Source organism: Micromonospora sp. NPDC049282 (assembly GCF_043197045.1).
Taxonomy (GTDB): Bacteria; Actinomycetota; Actinomycetes; order Mycobacteriales; family Micromonosporaceae; genus Micromonospora.
On sequence record NZ_JBICSL010000006.1, the window covers coordinates 37,751 to 54,064 of the forward strand.

Consider the following 16,314-nt stretch of genomic DNA (forward strand, 5'->3'; position numbering starts at 1 on the left):
ACCCTCAGCGGGTGTTGCCCCAGCGGGCCTGCTCCAGCAGGTCCGCCGCCCGCTCCCGGGTCGCCGGGTCACCGTCGGCGCGCAGCAACGCGGTCGCGGAGTCCACCGCCTCGGCCAGACGCCGCCACTGCACGTCCCGCTCCCGCACCACGTCCGACTGGGCGGCGAGCTGCCGGGTCTTCACCCACAGCTCGACGAAGACGGTCACCTTGGCCCGCAGCACCCACGGATCGAACGGCTTGGTCAGGTAGTCGACCGCGCCGACCTGGTAGCCGCGCAGCGCGAGCTGCGCGTCCTTGTCCGCCGCGGTGAGGAAGATGATCGGAATGTGCCGGGTCCGCTCCCGCCGCTTGATGTGGGTGGCGGTCTCGAAGCCGTCCATGTCCGGCATCTGGGCGTCCAGCAGGATCACCGCGAAGTCGTCCACCAGCAACTGCTTGAGCGCGGCCTCACCGCTCTCCACCGCGACCGACTGCACCGGGAGGCCCTGGAGGATCGCCTCCAGCGCCATCAGGTTCTCCCGACGGTCGTCCACCAGCAGCGCCTTGGCCGTCTGCGTCACGCGGTCTCCTCGCCTCTGCTGCGGCCGATCCAGGACGCCATCAGCCCGATCAGCTCGTCCAGGTCCACCGGCTTGGTGATGTAGTCGCTGCCGCCGGCCGCGAGCGCCGACTCCCGGTCGCCGGGCATCGCCTTGGCGGTCAGGAACACGATCGGCAGGTCCGCGAAGCGGTGGTTGCGGCGGATCTGCGCGGTCGTCTCGTACCCGTCCTGGTCGGGCATCATGGCGTCCATCAGGACGATGTCCACCTCCGGGTGCTCGGCGAGCTGGCGCACGCCGTCCACGCCGTTGTCCGAGTACAACACGGTCATCCCGTGCAGTTCCAACGCGGACGTCAGCGCGAACACGTTCCGCACGTCGTCGTCGATGATCAGGACGGTCACGCCGTCCAGCCGGCGGGTAGCCGGCGTCTCCTGCGGCTGCGGCAGCTCCATCGGCATGAGCAGCGAAGACGGCAGGCCCGCGCGGCTCGGCGACGGCGGCGCCGGCGCCACCACCGCGTCCGGCGCCAGCACATCCGGTACGAAGAGGGTGAACGTCGAGCCCTGCCCGGGCGCGGACGACACGGTGATCGTGCCGCCGAGCAGGCGGGCCAGGTCCCGGCTGATCGACAGACCCAGACCGGTGCCGCCGTAGCGCCGGCTGGTCGTGCCGTCGGCCTGCTGGAACGCCTCGAAGATCAACGACAGCTTGTCGTCCGAGACGCCGATCCCGGTGTCGATCACCGTGAACGCGATCACCCGCTGGGCGTTGGTCAGCGACGGCACGTCGAACACCGCGTTCTCGGCGGCCGGCCCGATGCGCAGCGTCACCGCGCCGTTGTCGGTGAACTTCACCGCGTTGGAGAGCAGGTTGCGCAGGATCTGCTGCAACCGCTGGGCGTCGGTGACCAGGCCCGCCGGCAGTTCCCGGCTCACCCGGACCTGGAAGTCCAGGCCCTTCTCCTCGGCCTGCGGCGCGAACGCCTGCTCGACGTAGCCGCGGATCTCGGAGAAGTGAACCTCGGTGGGCTCCACGTCCATCCGGCCCGCCTCGATCTTGGACAGGTCGAGGATGTCGTCGATCAGCGAGAGCAGGTCCGAGCCGGCGCTGTGGATGGTGCGGGCGAACTCGATCTGCTTCGCGCTCAGGTTCCGCTCCGGGTTCTCGGCGAGCAGCCGCGCCAGCAGGAGCAGCGAGTTCAGCGGCGTACGCAGCTCGTGGCTCATGTTCGCCAGGAACTCCGACTTGTACGCCGACGCGCGGGTGAGCTGCTGCGCCTTCTCCTCCAGACCGAGCCGGGCCAGCTCGATCTCCCGGTTCTGCGTCTCGATGTTGGCCTTCTGCTCCGAGAGCAGCTTCGCCTTGTCCTCCAGCTCGGCGTTGGTGCGCTGCAACTCCGCCGACTGGTCCTGCATCTCGTGCGCCAGCCGCTGCGACTGCGCCAGCAGCTCCTCCGTACGCCGGTTGGCCTGGATGGTGTTGACCGCGACGCCGATGGTGAGCACCAGCCGCTCCAGGAACGCCAGGTGCAGGTCGGAGAAGGTGGTCACGCCGGCGAACTCGATCACGCCGAGCAGTTCCCCCTCGAACAGCACCGGGAGCACCACCAGGTCGGCCGGGGGCGTGTCGGCCAGCCCGGACCGGACCACCAGCCGCCCGTCCGGCTGCGCCTTGACCCGGATGGTCCGGCGGGACAGCGCGGCCTGCCCGACCAGCCCCTCGCCGGGGCCGAACGTGACGTCGTGCCCGCGGGCCACGTACCCGTAGGAGGCGGTGAGCCGCAGCCGCATGCTGCCCTCGGAGCTGTCCGCCAGGAAGAACGCGCCGAGCTGCGCGTCGACCAGCGGGGTCACCTCCATCATGATCATGCGGCAGACCTCGCCGAGGTCCCGCTGACCCTGGAGCAGGCCGCCGATGCGGGCCAGGTTGGAGTCGAGCCAGCCCTGCTCGGCGTTCTTCTTGGTCGTCTCCCGGAGGGTGACGATCATCTGGTTGATGTTGTCCTTCAGGTCGGCGACCTCGCCCTGGGCCTTGACGTTGATCCGCTGGGTCAGGTCGCCCCGGGTCACCGACGTGGAGACCTGCGCGATGGCGCGCAGCTGCGTGGTGAGCGTCGAGGCGAGCTGGTTGACGTTCTCGGTCAGGTCGCGCCAGGTGCCGGAGACACCGCGGACCTGGGCCTGACCGCCCAACTTCCCCTCGGTGCCCACCTCGCGGGCCACCCGGGTCACCTCGTCGGCGAACGACGAGAGCTGGTCCACCATCGTGTTCACGGTGTTCTTCAGCTCCAGGATCTCGCCCTGCGCATCCACCGTGATCTTCTGACCGAGGTCGCCCCGCGCCACCGCCGTGGTGACCGACGCGATGTTGCGGACCTGGCTGGTCAGGTTCGACCCCATCGAGTTCACGTTGTCGGTCAGGTCCCGCCACGTGCCGGACACGCCCTTCACCTGGGCCTGACCGCCCAGCTTGCCCTCGGTGCCCACCTCCCGGGCCACCCGCGTCACCTCGTCGGCGAACGACGAGAGCTGGTCGACCATCGTGTTCACCGTCGACTTCAGCTCCAGGATCTCGCCCTGCGCGTCCACCGTGATCTTCTGCGACAGGTCACCCTTGGCCACCGCCGTGGACACCTGGGCGATGTTGCGGACCTGGGCGGTCAGGTTGGACGCCATCGAGTTCACGTTGTCGGTCAGGTCCCGCCAGGTACCGGCCACGCCGCGTACCTGGGCCTGGCCGCCGAGCTTGCCCTCGGTGCCCACCTCACGGGCCACCCGGGTCACCTCGTCGGCGAACGACGACAGCTGGTCGACCATCGTGTTCACCGTCGACTTCAGCTCCAGGATCTCGCCCCGGGCGTCCACCGTGATCTTCTGCGACAGGTCACCCTTGGCCACCGCCGTGGTCACCGACGCGATGTTGCGGACCTGACTGGTCAGGTTCGACGCCATCGAGTTCACGTTGTCGGTCAGGTCCCGCCAGGTGCCGGAGACGCCCTTCACCTGCGCCTGACCGCCCAGCTTGCCCTCGGTGCCCACCTCACGGGCCACCCGCGTCACCTCGTCGGCGAACGACGACAGCTGGTCCACCATCGTGTTGACGGTGTTCTTCAGCTCCAGGATCTCGCCCTGCGCGTCCACCGTGATCTTCTGACCCAGGTCGCCCTTCGCCACCGCGGTGGAGACCTGCGAGATGTTGCGGACCTGGCTGGTCAGGTTGCCGGCGAGCTGGTTGACGTTCTCGGTGAGGTCGCGCCAGGTGCCGGAGACGCCGCGTACCTGGGCCTGACCGCCCAGCTTCCCCTCGATGCCCACCTCACGGGCCACCCGCGTCACCTCGTCGGCGAACGACGACAGCTGGTCCACCATCGTGTTGACGGTGTCCTTCAGCTCCAGGATCTCGCCCTGCGCCGCCACCGTGATCTTCTGGCTCAGGTCGCCCTTGGCCACCGCGGTCGACACCTGGGCGATGTTGCGGACCTGGCTGGTCAGGTTCGACGCCATCGAGTTGACGTTGTCGGTCAGGTCCTTCCAGGTGCCGGCCACGCCGGGCACCTGCGCCTGACCGCCCAGCTTGCCCTCGGTGCCCACCTCCCGGGCCACCCGGGTCACCTGCTCGGCGAAGAGGCGCAGCGTGTCGGTGAGGGAGTTCATCGTGTCGGCCAGCTCGGCCACCTCGCCGCGCGCTCCGACCGTGATCTTCTGCGACAGGTCGCCCTTCGCCACCGCGGTCGCCACCTGGGAGATCGACCGCACCTGGCCGGTCAGGTTCGACGCCATGGTGTTCACCGAGTCGGTGAGGTCCTTCCAGGTGCCGGCCGCGCCCCGCACGTCGGCCTGGCCGCCCAGCTTGCCCTCGGTGCCCACCTCCCGGGCCACCCGCGTCACCTCGTCGGCGAACGACGATAGCTGGTCGACCATCGTGTTCACGGTCCGGCCGATACGCAGGTACTCACCGCGCAGCGGGCGCCCGTCGATCTCCAGCGCCATGTGCTGGGACAGGTCGCCGTCGGCCACCGCCACGATGACCCGGGCGATCTCCGTCGTCGGCCGGCCCAGGTCGTCGATCAGCGAGTTGACCGCCCGCTGCCCCTCCGCCCAGGAACCCTCCAGGCCCTCGTCGTCGAGCCGCTCGGTGAGCCGACCGTCCCGGCCGACGATCCGGCTGATCCGGCGCAGGTCAAGGTGCTGCCGCTCCTGCAACGACACCACGTCGTTGAAGGCGTCGGCGACCTCACCGGAGAGGCCGGCCCGTCGCGGCAGGCGCACCCGGAGGTCGCCGCGGGCCACCCGCTGCAGCGCCTCGACCAGCTCGCCGAGGAGCACCTCGTGGTCGGACGCGGACGGATCCGCGGTCACCGACTGTTTCGCCGTGGTCATCATTCCTCGCTCAGCTCGGGGCCCACCGGCTCGTGCCGACACGCGGCCATCCCATCATTCTGCCGCGCGATCCGTCGAGGTCACCGGCGGCTGGTGGCGCGCCACGCACGGTATCCGCCCGGTTCGCCGAATCGGCGGGGAGCTTGGCACCCGGGGTGGCGGCGGTGGAGGATACGAAGGTGTCAGCGGAGGCGGAGCCGACCCACGGCGGCGGCGCGGACGAGCACGTCCGACGGGTCCGCCTTCCCGCCGACCGGCGCACCCCGGCCGCGGCCCGGGCGCTGGTGCGCGCCATGCTCCTCGAAGCCGACCTGCCCGAGCTGCTCAACGAGGCGCTGCTGCTCACCACCGAGTTGACCACCAACGCGGTCGAGCACGCGCGCACCGAACTGGACATCGAGGTCGAGGCCGACCCCGCCGGGTTCACCGTCACCGTCACCGACTTCGCCTCCAGCCCGGTCGAGGAACTCGTCGTCGGGGTGCGCAACACCACCTCCGACATCACCGAGGTGGCCGCGCGCGGGCGCGGCCTGCTGCTGGTCGACCACTTCGCCAGCCGGTGGGGCACCACCTACCTGCCCAGCGGCAAGGGCGTCTGGTTCCGCCTGGACCGTCCCGGCCTGCGCGGTTCCGCCCGGCCGTCCGCCGCGGCGGCCCAGGCGACGGCGCAACCCCCGGACGACGGCACCCCGAGCGCCGCCGCCATGAGCGAGCTGATGCAGATCACCCCCGATCCGTACGCCGACGACCCGCTGCCCGAGTTCGCCGCCGGGCTGCTGACCCGGGTGGCCGAGATGGTGGGCGCCGCGGGCGGCACGGTCCGGCTGGACCGCGGTGACGGGCTGGGCACCCAGGTGTTCGCCCGCCACGGCCGACCGCCCCGGGACGACAACGAGCTGCTGCGCGTCCCGCTCGCCGTGCACCGCCCGTACGCCGGCGAGCTGGAGCTGGACGCGGCGCCCTCGACGTACGCCCGACCGCTCGCCCTGCTCGCCGCCGAGCGGCTCTCCCTGCACCTGGAGAACGACCGGCTACGCCGGGCCGACGTACGCCGCTCCGCCTGGCTGACCTTCCTCGCCGAGGCGAGCGAACTGCTCGCCCAGTCGCTCGACGTCGAGTTGACGATGGCGCTCGTCCCGCAGCTCGTGGTGCCCCGGCTGGGCCAGTGGTGCGCGGTGCACACCACGGACGAGTGGGGGCGGCTGCGTCTCGCCGCGTCCAGCCACGCCGACGAGACGATGCTCCCCCACCTGCACCGGGTCCTCGCCGAGACCGGCCCGGACTCGATCCAGTCCCGGCTGCGCGAGGCGTCCCGCAGCCTGACCCAGATGCCGCTGGGCGCGCCGATGGAGGGCTTCGCCGTACCCTTGATCGCCCGCGGGCAGCGGCTCGGCACCCTGGCCGTGGGCCGGCACCAGCGGCACCGGCACGACCCGGACGAGGTCGCGGTGCTGGAGGACGTGGCCCGGCGGGCCGCGCTCGCCATCGAGAACGCCCGCATCCACGCCGAGCGCCGCCGGGTCGCGCAGACCCTCCAGCAGTCGCTGCTGCCGCCGGTGCTCCCGGTGGTCGAGGGCCTCGGCCTCGCCGCCGAGTACGTCCCGACCGGCGACGACGCCGAGGTCGGCGGCGACTTCTACGACGTGGTGCCGCTGCCGGACGGTCGCTGGCTGGTCGTGGTCGGTGACGTCTCCGGCAAGGGCGTGCAGGCGGCCGCCGTCACCGGCCTGGTCCGGGACGTGATCCGGGTGCTGGTGGGCGACGGCAAGCCGCTGCCGGAGGTGCTCGGTCGGCTCAACGAGACGCTGGTCGAGCGCGGCGGCGGACGCTACTGCACGCTGGCGCTGGCCGCGGTCGCGCCCGGCGACGGTGATCAGCTCGACGTCGCCCTGCACCTGGCCGGGCACGACCGCCCGGTGTTGCTGCACGGCGGTGGCGGCGCGACGTTCGTCGGCACCGGCGGCACCGCGCTCGGCCTGCTCGACACCATCGCCACCCCGACGGCGGAGCTGGCGCTCAAGCCCGGCGACGCGTTGATCTTCTACACCGACGGGGTGACCGAGCGGCGGCGCGGCCGGGAGCTGTTCGGCACCGAGCGGCTGCGCGAGTCGGCGACGCCGCTGGCCGGCTACTCGGCCGACGTGGTCGCCGCGCGTCTGCGCGCCGCCACCATCGCGTTCTCCGCCGAACCCCCGCGCGACGACATCGCCGTCCTGGTCCTCCGCAACGACATCCCCTAAGCCGCCCTCCGCCCTCCGCCCTCCGCCCTCCGCCCTCCGCCCTCCGCCCTCCGCGTCGATCATGACGTTGACGGCACATCCCGCCCCCTTCATCCCCGTCAACCTCATGATCAACGTGCATCCCATCGCCCGGGAGGCGTGATCAAGGAGTTTTGGTCCTGAGGGCTGGGGAGGTGGGACGCGAAGTCCTTGGTCAACTAGTTGGGGCGCGGGAGGAGGGGCCTGGTCGAGGTGGCGACCAGGTGGGACCGCCGGGATCCGGTTCGGCCGACATCGTCACTTCGGCTCGCTGCCGGCCACCACTTCCCCGAAACGGCTGGATCGCCGCATCGCGGACCACGCCACTTCCCCGAACTGGCGCAGGCCGCCAAAGGGAAAGCCACCAGGGCGGACGGTCGTCAGGACGGACGGTCGCCGGGCCAGAGGCCACCAGGACGGACGGTCGCCAGGGTCAGAGGCCGCCGGGGAGACGGCCGGGGGCCAGGCGGTGGTGCGGATCCAGGTGGGCCTTGGCGCTGCGGAGCCGCGGCAGGGTGGACAGCTCGCCCCACAAATCGACGACTCGGCGCACCGGCGCCGGCGCCGCCACCACCACGCAGCGGCCGTCCCGGGCGATCAGCACGCTGCGGACCGCGGTCAGGATCGACGCGACCCGCTCGGGCGGCAACACGCCGGACAGGGCGGCGTACGCGGTGCCGACGCCGGCCGACCCACGCACCGGCACCGGGGCGCCGGCGGCGTCGCGCAGCGCGTAGACCGCGGCGTGCAGGTCGCCGGCGGGCACCTCGATGCGCAGCGCGGTGTCGCCCGGGGCGAACGGGTAGCACCCCCACCACTCGGGCGCGTGGTGGTTGACCACAGCCTCGGCGCCGAGCACGGCGGTCAACCGCTCGGCCCGCTCGACCACGTCGGACGGACCGCCCTCCAGCAGCACCACCAGGCTGCCCGCCGCCGGCCGCCCGGTCACCGCCGGGTGGTGGGGGCGGCCGGCCACCGAGGGATGACTCGCCGGTATCCGGCGGCGGGGCAGGGGCACCGGCACCGGCAGGTCCAGCTCGACCGCGGCCGGCCCGACGTCGGCGGCGAGCACCGCGCGGATCAGGTCGTGCACCTCCAGCGGGGTCCACACCGGGCGGGACACCCAGACCCGGCCGGCCGGCACCGCCTGCACCCGCATGGTGGCCGAGACCAGCACGCCGAGCCCGCCCTGCGAGCCGCAGAGCAGCCGGACCACATCCAACCCCGGCATCCTGTCGCGCCCCAGGATCGCGTCAGCGCCGCCGGCATCCGGGCCGACCGCACCGGGGCCACCACCGCCCGGAATGCCGGCGAAGAGCCCGCCGGTGCCGGAGCCACCGACGCCCGGCCGCGCGTCGCCGCCGCCGGCGGAACCGGCGGTGAACAGGCCGTCGAAGCCGGCCGCCGGGGCCGCCCGCCCGAGGCGCGCGGTGCCGGACTCGCCGACACTGACCAGCTCGCCGTCGGCGTCGAGGTAGCGCACGCCGACGAGTTGGGCGCACGGGCTGCCGTGCCGGTGGCGCAGCGGCCCGGCCTCGTCGGCGGCCAGCACCCCACCCAGCGTCGCGCCGGGCGAGGGCGCGTCGACCGGAAGCCGCCGACCGGTGCGGCCCAGCGTGGCCTGGACGGCGCGCAGCGGCGTGCCGGCGCCGATCTCGGCCACCGAGGCGGCATGCGGCTCGTGCCAGACCCCGGCCAGCCGGCCGGTGTCGAGCATGATGTCGACCTGGGCCGGCGCGGCGCCCCAGTCGATCTTCGTGCCGGCGCCGCGCGGCACCACGGTCAGGTCGTGCGCCGCGGCGAGCCGCAGCACCTCGGCGGCGGCGTGCGGGCCACCCGGCACGGCCACCCAGCGGGCGGTGCGGCCGGCCACCTCGTCGGCCGGGCCGGCGAAACGGGCGAACGGCGGACCGCAGATCTCGGTCAGCTTCCGGGTGATCTCGAGGGCTCCGGGTCGGTCGGTGGAACGCGCTGCAGCCGCCATGGCGGTTATCGTACACATGTTCGAATAGCCTGGCGGCGGGTTGTCGGCACGGGCATGCGCCTGTGCACGGTGACCAGCTTCGTGGGCGTGCCCGGGTCGCCGTACCGACCGGAGTGATCGACGGGCTGCCGTCCGGCGTACGGATCATCGGCCGTGCGTTCCGGGAGGACCTGTGCCTGGCCGCCGCCCAGGAGGTCGAGGATCGCCTCGGCGCGCTCACGGTGGTCGACGGACGGTATGCGGCTGACAGATATCGAAGACCGCGCCTGCCGGTCTGTTTTCGCGCCGCCTACCGACCGGACACCGATCCGCGCGGCGAGGACGCCCTGGGCGGCGGCCGGGCGACCGGTAACGTGGCGCCGTGACCACGACCCCACAGCCCACGGCGAAGCGCGTTCCGGCCGAGCGGACCCACCACGGTGACACCGTCGTCGACGAGTACGCCTGGCTCGCCACCAAGGACGACCCGGAAACGATCGCCTACCTGGACGCCGAGAACGCCTACACCGAGGCGCGCACCGCGCACCTGGCCGGGCTGCGGGCCGAACTGTTCGAGGAGACCCGCCGGCGCACCCAGGAGACCGACCTGTCGGTGCCGACCCGCAAGGACGGCCACTGGTACTACACCCGCACGGTCGAGGGGCAGCAGTACGGCGTGCACTGCCGGCGCGCCGTCCGCCCGGGCGAGACCACGCCCCCGGTCAGCGCGGACGGTGCCCCGCTCGACGGCGAGGAGGTGCTGCTCGACGGCAACCAGCTCGCCGAGGGGCACGACTTCTTCTCCCTCGGCGCGTTCGACGTCAGCCCGGACGGGCGCTGGCTGGCCTACTCCACCGACTTCTCCGGCGACGAGCGGTTCACGCTGCGGATCAAGGACCTCGCCACCGGCGAGCCGCTGCCCGACGAGGTGCCCGACACGTTCTACGGCACCGCGTGGTCCAGCGACGCCTCCACGCTCTTCTACGTGACGGTGGACGACGCCTGGCGGCCGAACCGGGTGTGGCGGCACACCATCGGCACCCCGTCGGGCGAGGACGTGGTGGTGCACCAGGAGGACGACGAGCGGTTCTGGGTGGGCGTCGAGCTGACCCGCTCCGAGCGCTTCGTGGTGATCGACATCCACAGCAAGATCACCAGCGAGGTACGGGTGATCCCGGCGGCCGACCCGACCGGCGAGCCGGCGATCGTGGCCGCGCGCCGGCAGGGCGTCGAGTACGCGGTCGAGCACCACGGCCACCGCTTCCTGATCCTGCACAACGACGGCGCGGAGGACTTCGCGCTGGCGTACACCTCGGCGGACGCGCCGGGCGACTGGACGCCGCTGATCCCGCACACCCCGGGCACCCGGCTGGAGGCGGTCGACGCGTTCGAGAACCACCTGGTGGTCTCGCTGCGCGGCAACGGGCTGACCGGGCTGCGGGTGCTGCCGATCGGCAGCGACGACAGCTGGGACATCGACTTCCCGGAGCCGATCTACAGCGTCGGGCTGGACGCCAACCCGGAATACCGCACCGGCACGGTACGGCTGCGCTACACCTCGCTGGTCACCCCCGACTCGGTCTACGACTACGACCTGACCACCCGTGAGCTGACGCTGCTCCGGCAGAAGCCGGTGCGGCCCGGCCCGGACGGGCGGGCGTACGACCCGGCCGACTACGAGCAGCACCGCGACTGGGCGCTGGCCGACGACGGCACCCGGGTGCCGATCTCCCTGGTCTGCCGCCGGGACACCCCACGCGACGGCTCCGCGCCCGCGGTCATCTACGGCTACGGATCGTACGAGGCCAGCATGGACCCGTGGTTCTCGATCGCCCGGCTGAGCCTGCTCGACCGCGGCGTCATCTTCGCGGTCGCGCACATCCGCGGCGGCGGCGAGCTGGGCCGGCGCTGGTACGACGAGGGCAAGCTGCTGGCCAAGAAGAACACGTTCACCGACTTCGTGGCCTGCGCCCGGCACCTGGTCAAGGCCGGCTGGACGGCGAGCGACCGGCTGGTCGCCCGGGGCGCCTCGGCCGGCGGCCTGCTGATGGGCGCGGTGGCCAACCTCGCGCCGGACGCGTTCGCCGGGATCGTCGCGCAGGTGCCGTTCGTGGACGCGCTCACCTCGATCCTCGACCCGTCGTTGCCGTTGACGGTCACCGAGTGGGAGGAGTGGGGCAACCCGCTGGACGACCCCGAGGTCTACGCGTACATGAAGTCGTACACCCCGTACGAGAACGTGGTGCCGGCCGACTACCCGGCCATCCTGGCGGTGACCAGCCTCAACGACACCCGGGTGCTCTACCACGAGCCGGCCAAGTGGATCGCCCGGCTGCGCGCGCTCGCCCCGCAGGGCGACTACCTGCTCAAGACCGAGATGGGCGCCGGTCACGGTGGGCCCAGCGGCCGGTACGACGCCTGGCGCGAGGAGGCGTTCGTCAACGCCTGGACGCTGGACCGCCTCGGCCGGGCCTGAGCGGCCACCCCCCGGGTGAGCGAGGAGGAGCAGCCGGCGGCGCGGCGCGGTCCGACCTGGCTGATCCTGGTGGTGGTCGCCGCCGCGCTGGTGGTCTGCTGCTGCTCGACCGTGGTCGGCCTGGCCGTCGCCGGCTCCGCCGGGCTGCTCGGCCGCTGACCGGCCGGCTCAGGTGACGCGCAGCTCCTCCACCGACGTGGCGGAGCGCAGGAGGAGCAGGCCGGCCAGGACCGTGAGCAGCACCGCCGCCAGCCCACCCGCCGCGAACCAGGCCAGCTGCTCCCACGGTACGTCCGGCGTGACGGTCACCTTCGGCACCCATTCGGTACGCGCCCCGCCGCCGTTCGGGTCGCACGGCTGCGGGCCGGCGTCGCAGACCGTCTGCTCGAAGCCGCCGCCGCGGGGGGCGGGTATCAGGCCGGCGACCAGCAGGTAGCCGACGGTCAACGCGAGCCCGATCGCCGGCACGGCCGGGGCCAGCGATGCCCAGAGCAGTGACCGGCCGATGGTGGCCCGGGGCACTCCGGTCGCCACCTGCGCCGCGTACGCCCGACGCCGGCTGGTGATGCCCTCGACCACGGCCACCAGCAGCCCGCCGCCGGCGATCACCACCGCCACCACGACCGCCAGATTGACCAGGTCCATCGCGCCGAGATAGAAGTCCGGGTCGGACAGGCCGCCGCCGGTGCGGCGGGCCAGCTCGGCCTCGGCCTGGAAGGCGGCGCGCAGGCCGGCGGCACCGGCGCCGAAGATCAGCGCGGCCAGCAGCGCGGCGAACGTACGGCTGCCGGCCCACGGGTCGGCGGTCAGCCGGCGCGCGGCGAGCAGCGCGGCCGGGCCACGCCCGTGGCGGTGCAGCATCCGCCCGGTGGTGTACGAGATCCAGCCGGTGCCGGACACCACCCCGATCATGGCGGTCAGCCCGCCCAGGACCAGTAGCAGCGGCACGATCGAGTCGGGCATCACCACGTCGCGCCGCTCGTACCAGAGGCCGATCGGCCGGATCGCGGCGAAGATGCCGAGCGCGGCGAGGATGAGCACGCCCGGCCACGGCCAGGGCGCCCGGGTGCGGACCCGGCGCACCACGCCGAAGGGCGTGGTGGTGACCCGACGCAGCAGCAGCGCGCCGACCAGCGCGGCGACCAGCGGCAGGCCGACCACGACGGCGGCCACGGCCAGCGGGGCCGGATGCACGTCGGTGGGCAGCGGCAGCCGGCCGGCGGCGTCGGGCCGGTGCAGCAGCCAGCGGCCGACCGCGAACACGGCCAGGCCGGTGACGGTGCCGAGCAGGCTCGCCACGCCGGTCTCGGCGACCGCGAGCCAGGTGACCTGGCCGGGGGTGGCCCCGGCCAACCGGAGCGCGGCCAGCCGCCGGTCGCGTCCCGGCGCGCCGAGGCGGGCGCACTGCCCGGCCAGCCCGAGCACCGGCACGCAGAGCAGCAGCAACGCGAACGCGACGCCGGGGCGCAGGCCGGGCTCGCGCAGCAGCGCGTTGGTGTACTGCTCGGACTCCGTCCACGCGTCACCGGGCGGCTTCGCCACCGCCAGCACGGTCAGCGCGGCCAGCCCGGCCAGCGTCGCCAGCGCGGCGCTCAGCGCGGTCAGCGCCACCCGCGCCCCGTCGGTGCGGGTGCCGGCCAGCGCGAGCCGCAGCAGCGTGCCCGGCCTCACCGCGACCCGCCCGGCAGGGCCGGGTCGAGGCCCAGCCCGGTGTGGTCGACCATGCCGTCGCGCAGGCTCACCTCCCGGTCGGCGTACGCGGCGATCCGCGGCTCGTGGGTGACCAGCACGACGGTGGTGCGTTGCTCCCGGGCCAGCCGGACCAGCTGGGTGAGCACCTGTTCGCCGGCGAGCGTGTCGAGCGCGCCGGTGGGCTCGTCGGCGAAGAGCACCCGAGGCTCGGTGACCAGGGCCCGGGACAACGCGCACCGCTGCTGCTGCCCGCCGGACATCTCGCCCGGCCGGGCGTCGGCGACCTCGGCCACCCCGAGCCGTTCCAGCCAGGTGAGCGCCGCCGTCCGTGCCGCTCGCCGCCCCGTGCCGGCGAGAAGCAACGGAAGGGCGACGTTCTCCGCCGCGGTCAGCTCGGCGACGAGCTGGCCGAACTGGAACAGCACCCCGAACTCGGTGCGGCGCAGCCGGGAGCGGGCCGCCTCCGACCACTGGTCGATCCGTTCGCCGCACCAGCTGACCTGGCCCGCGTCGGGGCGCAGGATGCCGGCGAGGCAGTGCAGCAGCGTCGACTTGCCGCAGCCACTCGGGCCGGTGACGGCGAGGATCTCCCCCTCGGCCACGTCGAGCGTCACGCCGCGCAGCGCCGGTGTCGGGCCGTATGCCCGAACCACGCCGCGCGCCTCCAGGAACGTCACGAGTGCACCTCCCGGTGCCAGTCGGCGACCCGGTCGAGGGTGGTGTGCAGCCACCGCAGATCCGCGTCGAGGTGGGCGATGGCGAAGTCGGCGGCGACCACCGCGTCGAGGTGGGCGCCGGGGGCGGTCTTGACCGCGGTCAGCTCGCGCAGCCGTTCGGTGTGCGCCCGGCGCTGGGCGATCAGGTAGGCGCGGGCCTGGTCGGCGTCGGCCACCAGCAGCGCGACCACCACCTTGGCGAAGAGCGTGCTGGCCACGTACGGCATCGGTGGCTCGACGGTGGCCAGCCACGCGTCGAGCACGGCCCGCCCGTCGTCGGTGAGCGCGTAGACGGTGCGGTCGGGCCCGCCGTCGCGGGTGGGGCCGGCCGGGGCGACCAGGCCGTCCCGGTGCAGCCGGGCGAGCGTCGCGTAGACCTGCCCGAAGGCGAGCGGCCTGGCCCGGGGCAGCCGCTCGTCGTGGGCGCGTTTCAGCTCGTAGCCGTGACGCGGTCCGCCGGCGAGCAGCCCGAGGAGGACGTGCTGGGTGGACACGGCCCCACTATTCGCTGAGCGAATAGTGGTGTCAAGAGCGGCCCGCGCGGGGCCAGGCCGCGTCCCGCCCGGTCCGGCCGAGCAGCGCGTCCAGCGTGGCGGGGTCGGCGTCGGTCGGCACCGGCGGGCCGAACGCGCCCATCCGCTGCCCGGTGTCGCCCATCAGGTCCATGAACTCGTGCCCGGCCGCCACCACCGACGGGTCCACCACCACCTCCTGGCCGGTGGCGCGGGCCAGGTCCCAGCCGTGCACGGTGAGGTCGATCAGGGCCATCAGCCCGACCGTCTCCTGGGGCAGTCCCATGCCCGGCGAGACGCCCTCCAGCGCGTCCGGGTCGGACCACGCCTCGACCAGCCGCTCCGACTCGGTGGCGAACCGCTCACGCCAGCCGTCAGTCAGGTGATCGGTCCCACCCGACCAGTCGACCTCCTCCCGCCGGGCCATCGCCTGGAAGTTGACCACCACCTCGATCAGGTGGTTGAGCAGGTCGCGCACCGTGTACTCGGGACACGGGGTGGGTCGGTCGAGCTGGTCGTCGGCGACGCCGCGCACCACCGCCACCGTGTCCGGTGCGGCGACGGCCAGCAGCTCACTAGTCTTCGTGCTCATCGGGCCAGCGTATGAGGACGGTCTTGAAGAAATGCGACACGAGCCGCGCCGGGACAGCCGGGGGATCCTCGATCCCGACCGGTTGCTGCGGCAGGTCCGGTTCCGCCGCCGACTGCCCGACCCGGCGTTGCGCCCCTGGGTGGAGCACTACTGGCTGATCGACTGGGACCTGACCGGACCGTTCGACCAGCACGTCGTGCCGCATCCGGCGGTCAACGTGGTGTTCCAGGCGCAGGACGGCGCGGCCGAGCACGGCGAGATCGCCGGCGTCGACACCGGCCTGTTCACGGTCACGCTGCACGGCGCCGGGCGGGTCACCGGCGTGCAGTTCCGCCCCGGCGGCTTCCGCCCGTTCTGGCGCCGTCCGGTGGCCGAGCTGACCGGCCGTCGCATCCCGCTCGCCCCTGCCCGCTCCCCGGACGCCCGGCTGCCCGCCGGAGCCGGACGGCCCGCCGGAACCGGACGGCCCGCCGGAGCCGGGCTGACCGCCGGAGCCGGACCGGTCTGCCCGGGCGGCGACGACGAGCGGTGCCGCCGGCTGGACGACCTGCTGACCGGCTGGGCGCCGGCGCCCGATCCGGTCACCACCGAGGCCGTCGCGCTGGTCGAGGAGATCCGCGCCGACCGGAGCGTGCTGCGGGTGGCCGACCTCGCCCGGCGGCACACCGCCTCCACCCGCCGGCTCCAGCGACTCTTCCTGGACCACGTCGGCGTCGGCCCCAAGTGGGTGATCCGGCGGTACCGGCTCCAGGAGGCGATCGAGCAGGCCACCGCCGGACCGCTGGACTGGTCGCGGATCGCCGCCGATCTGGGGTACGCCGACCAGGCGCACCTGGTCCGCGAGTTCACCGCCGTCGCCGGCGTATCCCCCGCCGCGTACGCCCGCTCGCTGGCCGCCTCCCGCGGCGCCTGACCGGCCGGACGGGCCGACCGCCACGGTCGTCGGCGGGCCCGGCTCGAGCGGTGGTTGCGGGCGGTGGTGGCCGGGCGGTCGACGCGACCGGACGTGACGCGGTTGCCCTCCGTCACGACAGCCGAGGCTGCCGAGGTCAGCCGGTACCGCCTTTGCTCTGCAGCCACGGGCGCAGCACGCACGTAGGGTGACGATGACGATCCGGACCGTTGCCGCGCCTCCGCAACCACCACCCCTGCTCAAGGCGGTGCTGCGCCGATGGCTGCAGA

General features: G+C 73.4%; 12 protein-coding genes. 5 read left to right on the top strand and 7 right to left on the bottom strand.

Annotation, left to right across the window (positions count from 1 at the left end; translation table 11 throughout):
- Positions 1-4 precede the first annotated feature (4 nt).
- Together ACGFI2_RS12765 and ACGFI2_RS12770 are read right to left on the bottom strand one after the other, a co-directional pair.
- A complete protein-coding gene (locus ACGFI2_RS12765) occupies positions 5-562 on the bottom strand; it encodes a two-component system response regulator (protein WP_393515102.1) in 558 nt (185 codons plus the stop codon).
- Entirely contained in the window at positions 559-4,923 is a 4,365-nt protein-coding gene (locus ACGFI2_RS12770) for a HAMP domain-containing protein (RefSeq protein WP_393515104.1), read from the bottom strand. Before ACGFI2_RS12770 ends, ACGFI2_RS12765 begins: the two co-directional genes overlap by 4 nt.
- A gap of 179 nt (positions 4,924-5,102) precedes the next feature.
- Here ACGFI2_RS12770 and ACGFI2_RS12775 point away from each other — a divergent pair, with 179 nt between their 5' ends.
- A complete protein-coding gene (locus tag ACGFI2_RS12775; protein WP_393515106.1) occupies positions 5,103-7,163 on the top strand; it encodes a SpoIIE family protein phosphatase in 2,061 nt (686 codons plus the stop codon).
- Between the two features lie 451 nt (positions 7,164-7,614).
- Here ACGFI2_RS12775 and ACGFI2_RS12780 read toward each other — a convergent pair whose 3' ends face one another.
- Complete coding sequence (locus tag ACGFI2_RS12780; RefSeq protein ID WP_393515108.1) at positions 7,615-9,165, bottom strand: FAD-binding oxidoreductase; 1,551 nt, start codon at positions 9,163-9,165, stop codon at positions 7,615-7,617.
- Positions 9,166-9,227: 62 nt separating this feature from the next.
- Between ACGFI2_RS12780 and ACGFI2_RS12785 the strand changes: the two genes are divergently transcribed.
- The 3 genes from ACGFI2_RS12785 to ACGFI2_RS12795 are packed head-to-tail and all read left to right on the top strand — an operon-like array spanning position 9,228 to position 11,779.
- Entirely contained in the window at positions 9,228-9,530 is a 303-nt protein-coding gene (locus tag ACGFI2_RS12785) for a hypothetical protein (RefSeq protein WP_393515110.1), read from the top strand.
- A complete protein-coding gene (locus ACGFI2_RS12790) occupies positions 9,527-11,620 on the top strand; it encodes a S9 family peptidase (RefSeq protein WP_393515113.1) in 2,094 nt (697 codons plus the stop codon). Before ACGFI2_RS12785 ends, ACGFI2_RS12790 begins: the two co-directional genes overlap by 4 nt.
- Before the next feature lie 15 nt (positions 11,621-11,635).
- Entirely contained in the window at positions 11,636-11,779 is a 144-nt protein-coding gene (locus ACGFI2_RS12795; protein WP_393515116.1) for a hypothetical protein, read from the top strand.
- A 9-nt stretch (positions 11,780-11,788) separates the two neighbouring features.
- Here the strand turns inward: ACGFI2_RS12795 and ACGFI2_RS12800 are convergent, their stop codons facing one another.
- The 4 genes from ACGFI2_RS12800 to ACGFI2_RS12815 are packed head-to-tail and all read right to left on the bottom strand — an operon-like array spanning position 11,789 to position 15,132.
- On the bottom strand, positions 11,789-13,291 hold the full coding sequence (locus tag ACGFI2_RS12800; protein ID WP_393515119.1) for an FtsX-like permease family protein: 1,503 nt from the start codon (positions 13,289-13,291) through the stop codon (positions 11,789-11,791).
- The gene (locus ACGFI2_RS12805; RefSeq protein WP_393515122.1) at positions 13,288-13,989 is read right to left on the bottom strand and encodes an ABC transporter ATP-binding protein; all 702 of its coding nucleotides are present in this window, start codon (positions 13,987-13,989) and stop codon (positions 13,288-13,290) included. Before ACGFI2_RS12805 ends, ACGFI2_RS12800 begins: the two co-directional genes overlap by 4 nt.
- Complete coding sequence (locus ACGFI2_RS12810) at positions 13,986-14,522, bottom strand: PadR family transcriptional regulator (RefSeq protein ID WP_393515125.1); 537 nt, start codon at positions 14,520-14,522, stop codon at positions 13,986-13,988. The genes ACGFI2_RS12805 and ACGFI2_RS12810 overlap by 4 nt, the downstream gene beginning before the upstream one ends.
- A gap of 31 nt (positions 14,523-14,553) precedes the next feature.
- On the bottom strand, positions 14,554-15,132 hold the full coding sequence (locus ACGFI2_RS12815; protein WP_393515128.1) for a TIGR03086 family metal-binding protein: 579 nt from the start codon (positions 15,130-15,132) through the stop codon (positions 14,554-14,556).
- A 31-nt stretch (positions 15,133-15,163) separates the two neighbouring features.
- On the opposite strand from ACGFI2_RS12815, the gene ACGFI2_RS12820 reads away from it, so the two are divergent.
- Positions 15,164-16,045, top strand: a complete 882-nt coding sequence (locus ACGFI2_RS12820; RefSeq protein ID WP_393515131.1) for a DUF6597 domain-containing transcriptional factor — start codon at positions 15,164-15,166, stop codon at positions 16,043-16,045.
- Positions 16,046-16,314 lie beyond the last annotated feature (269 nt).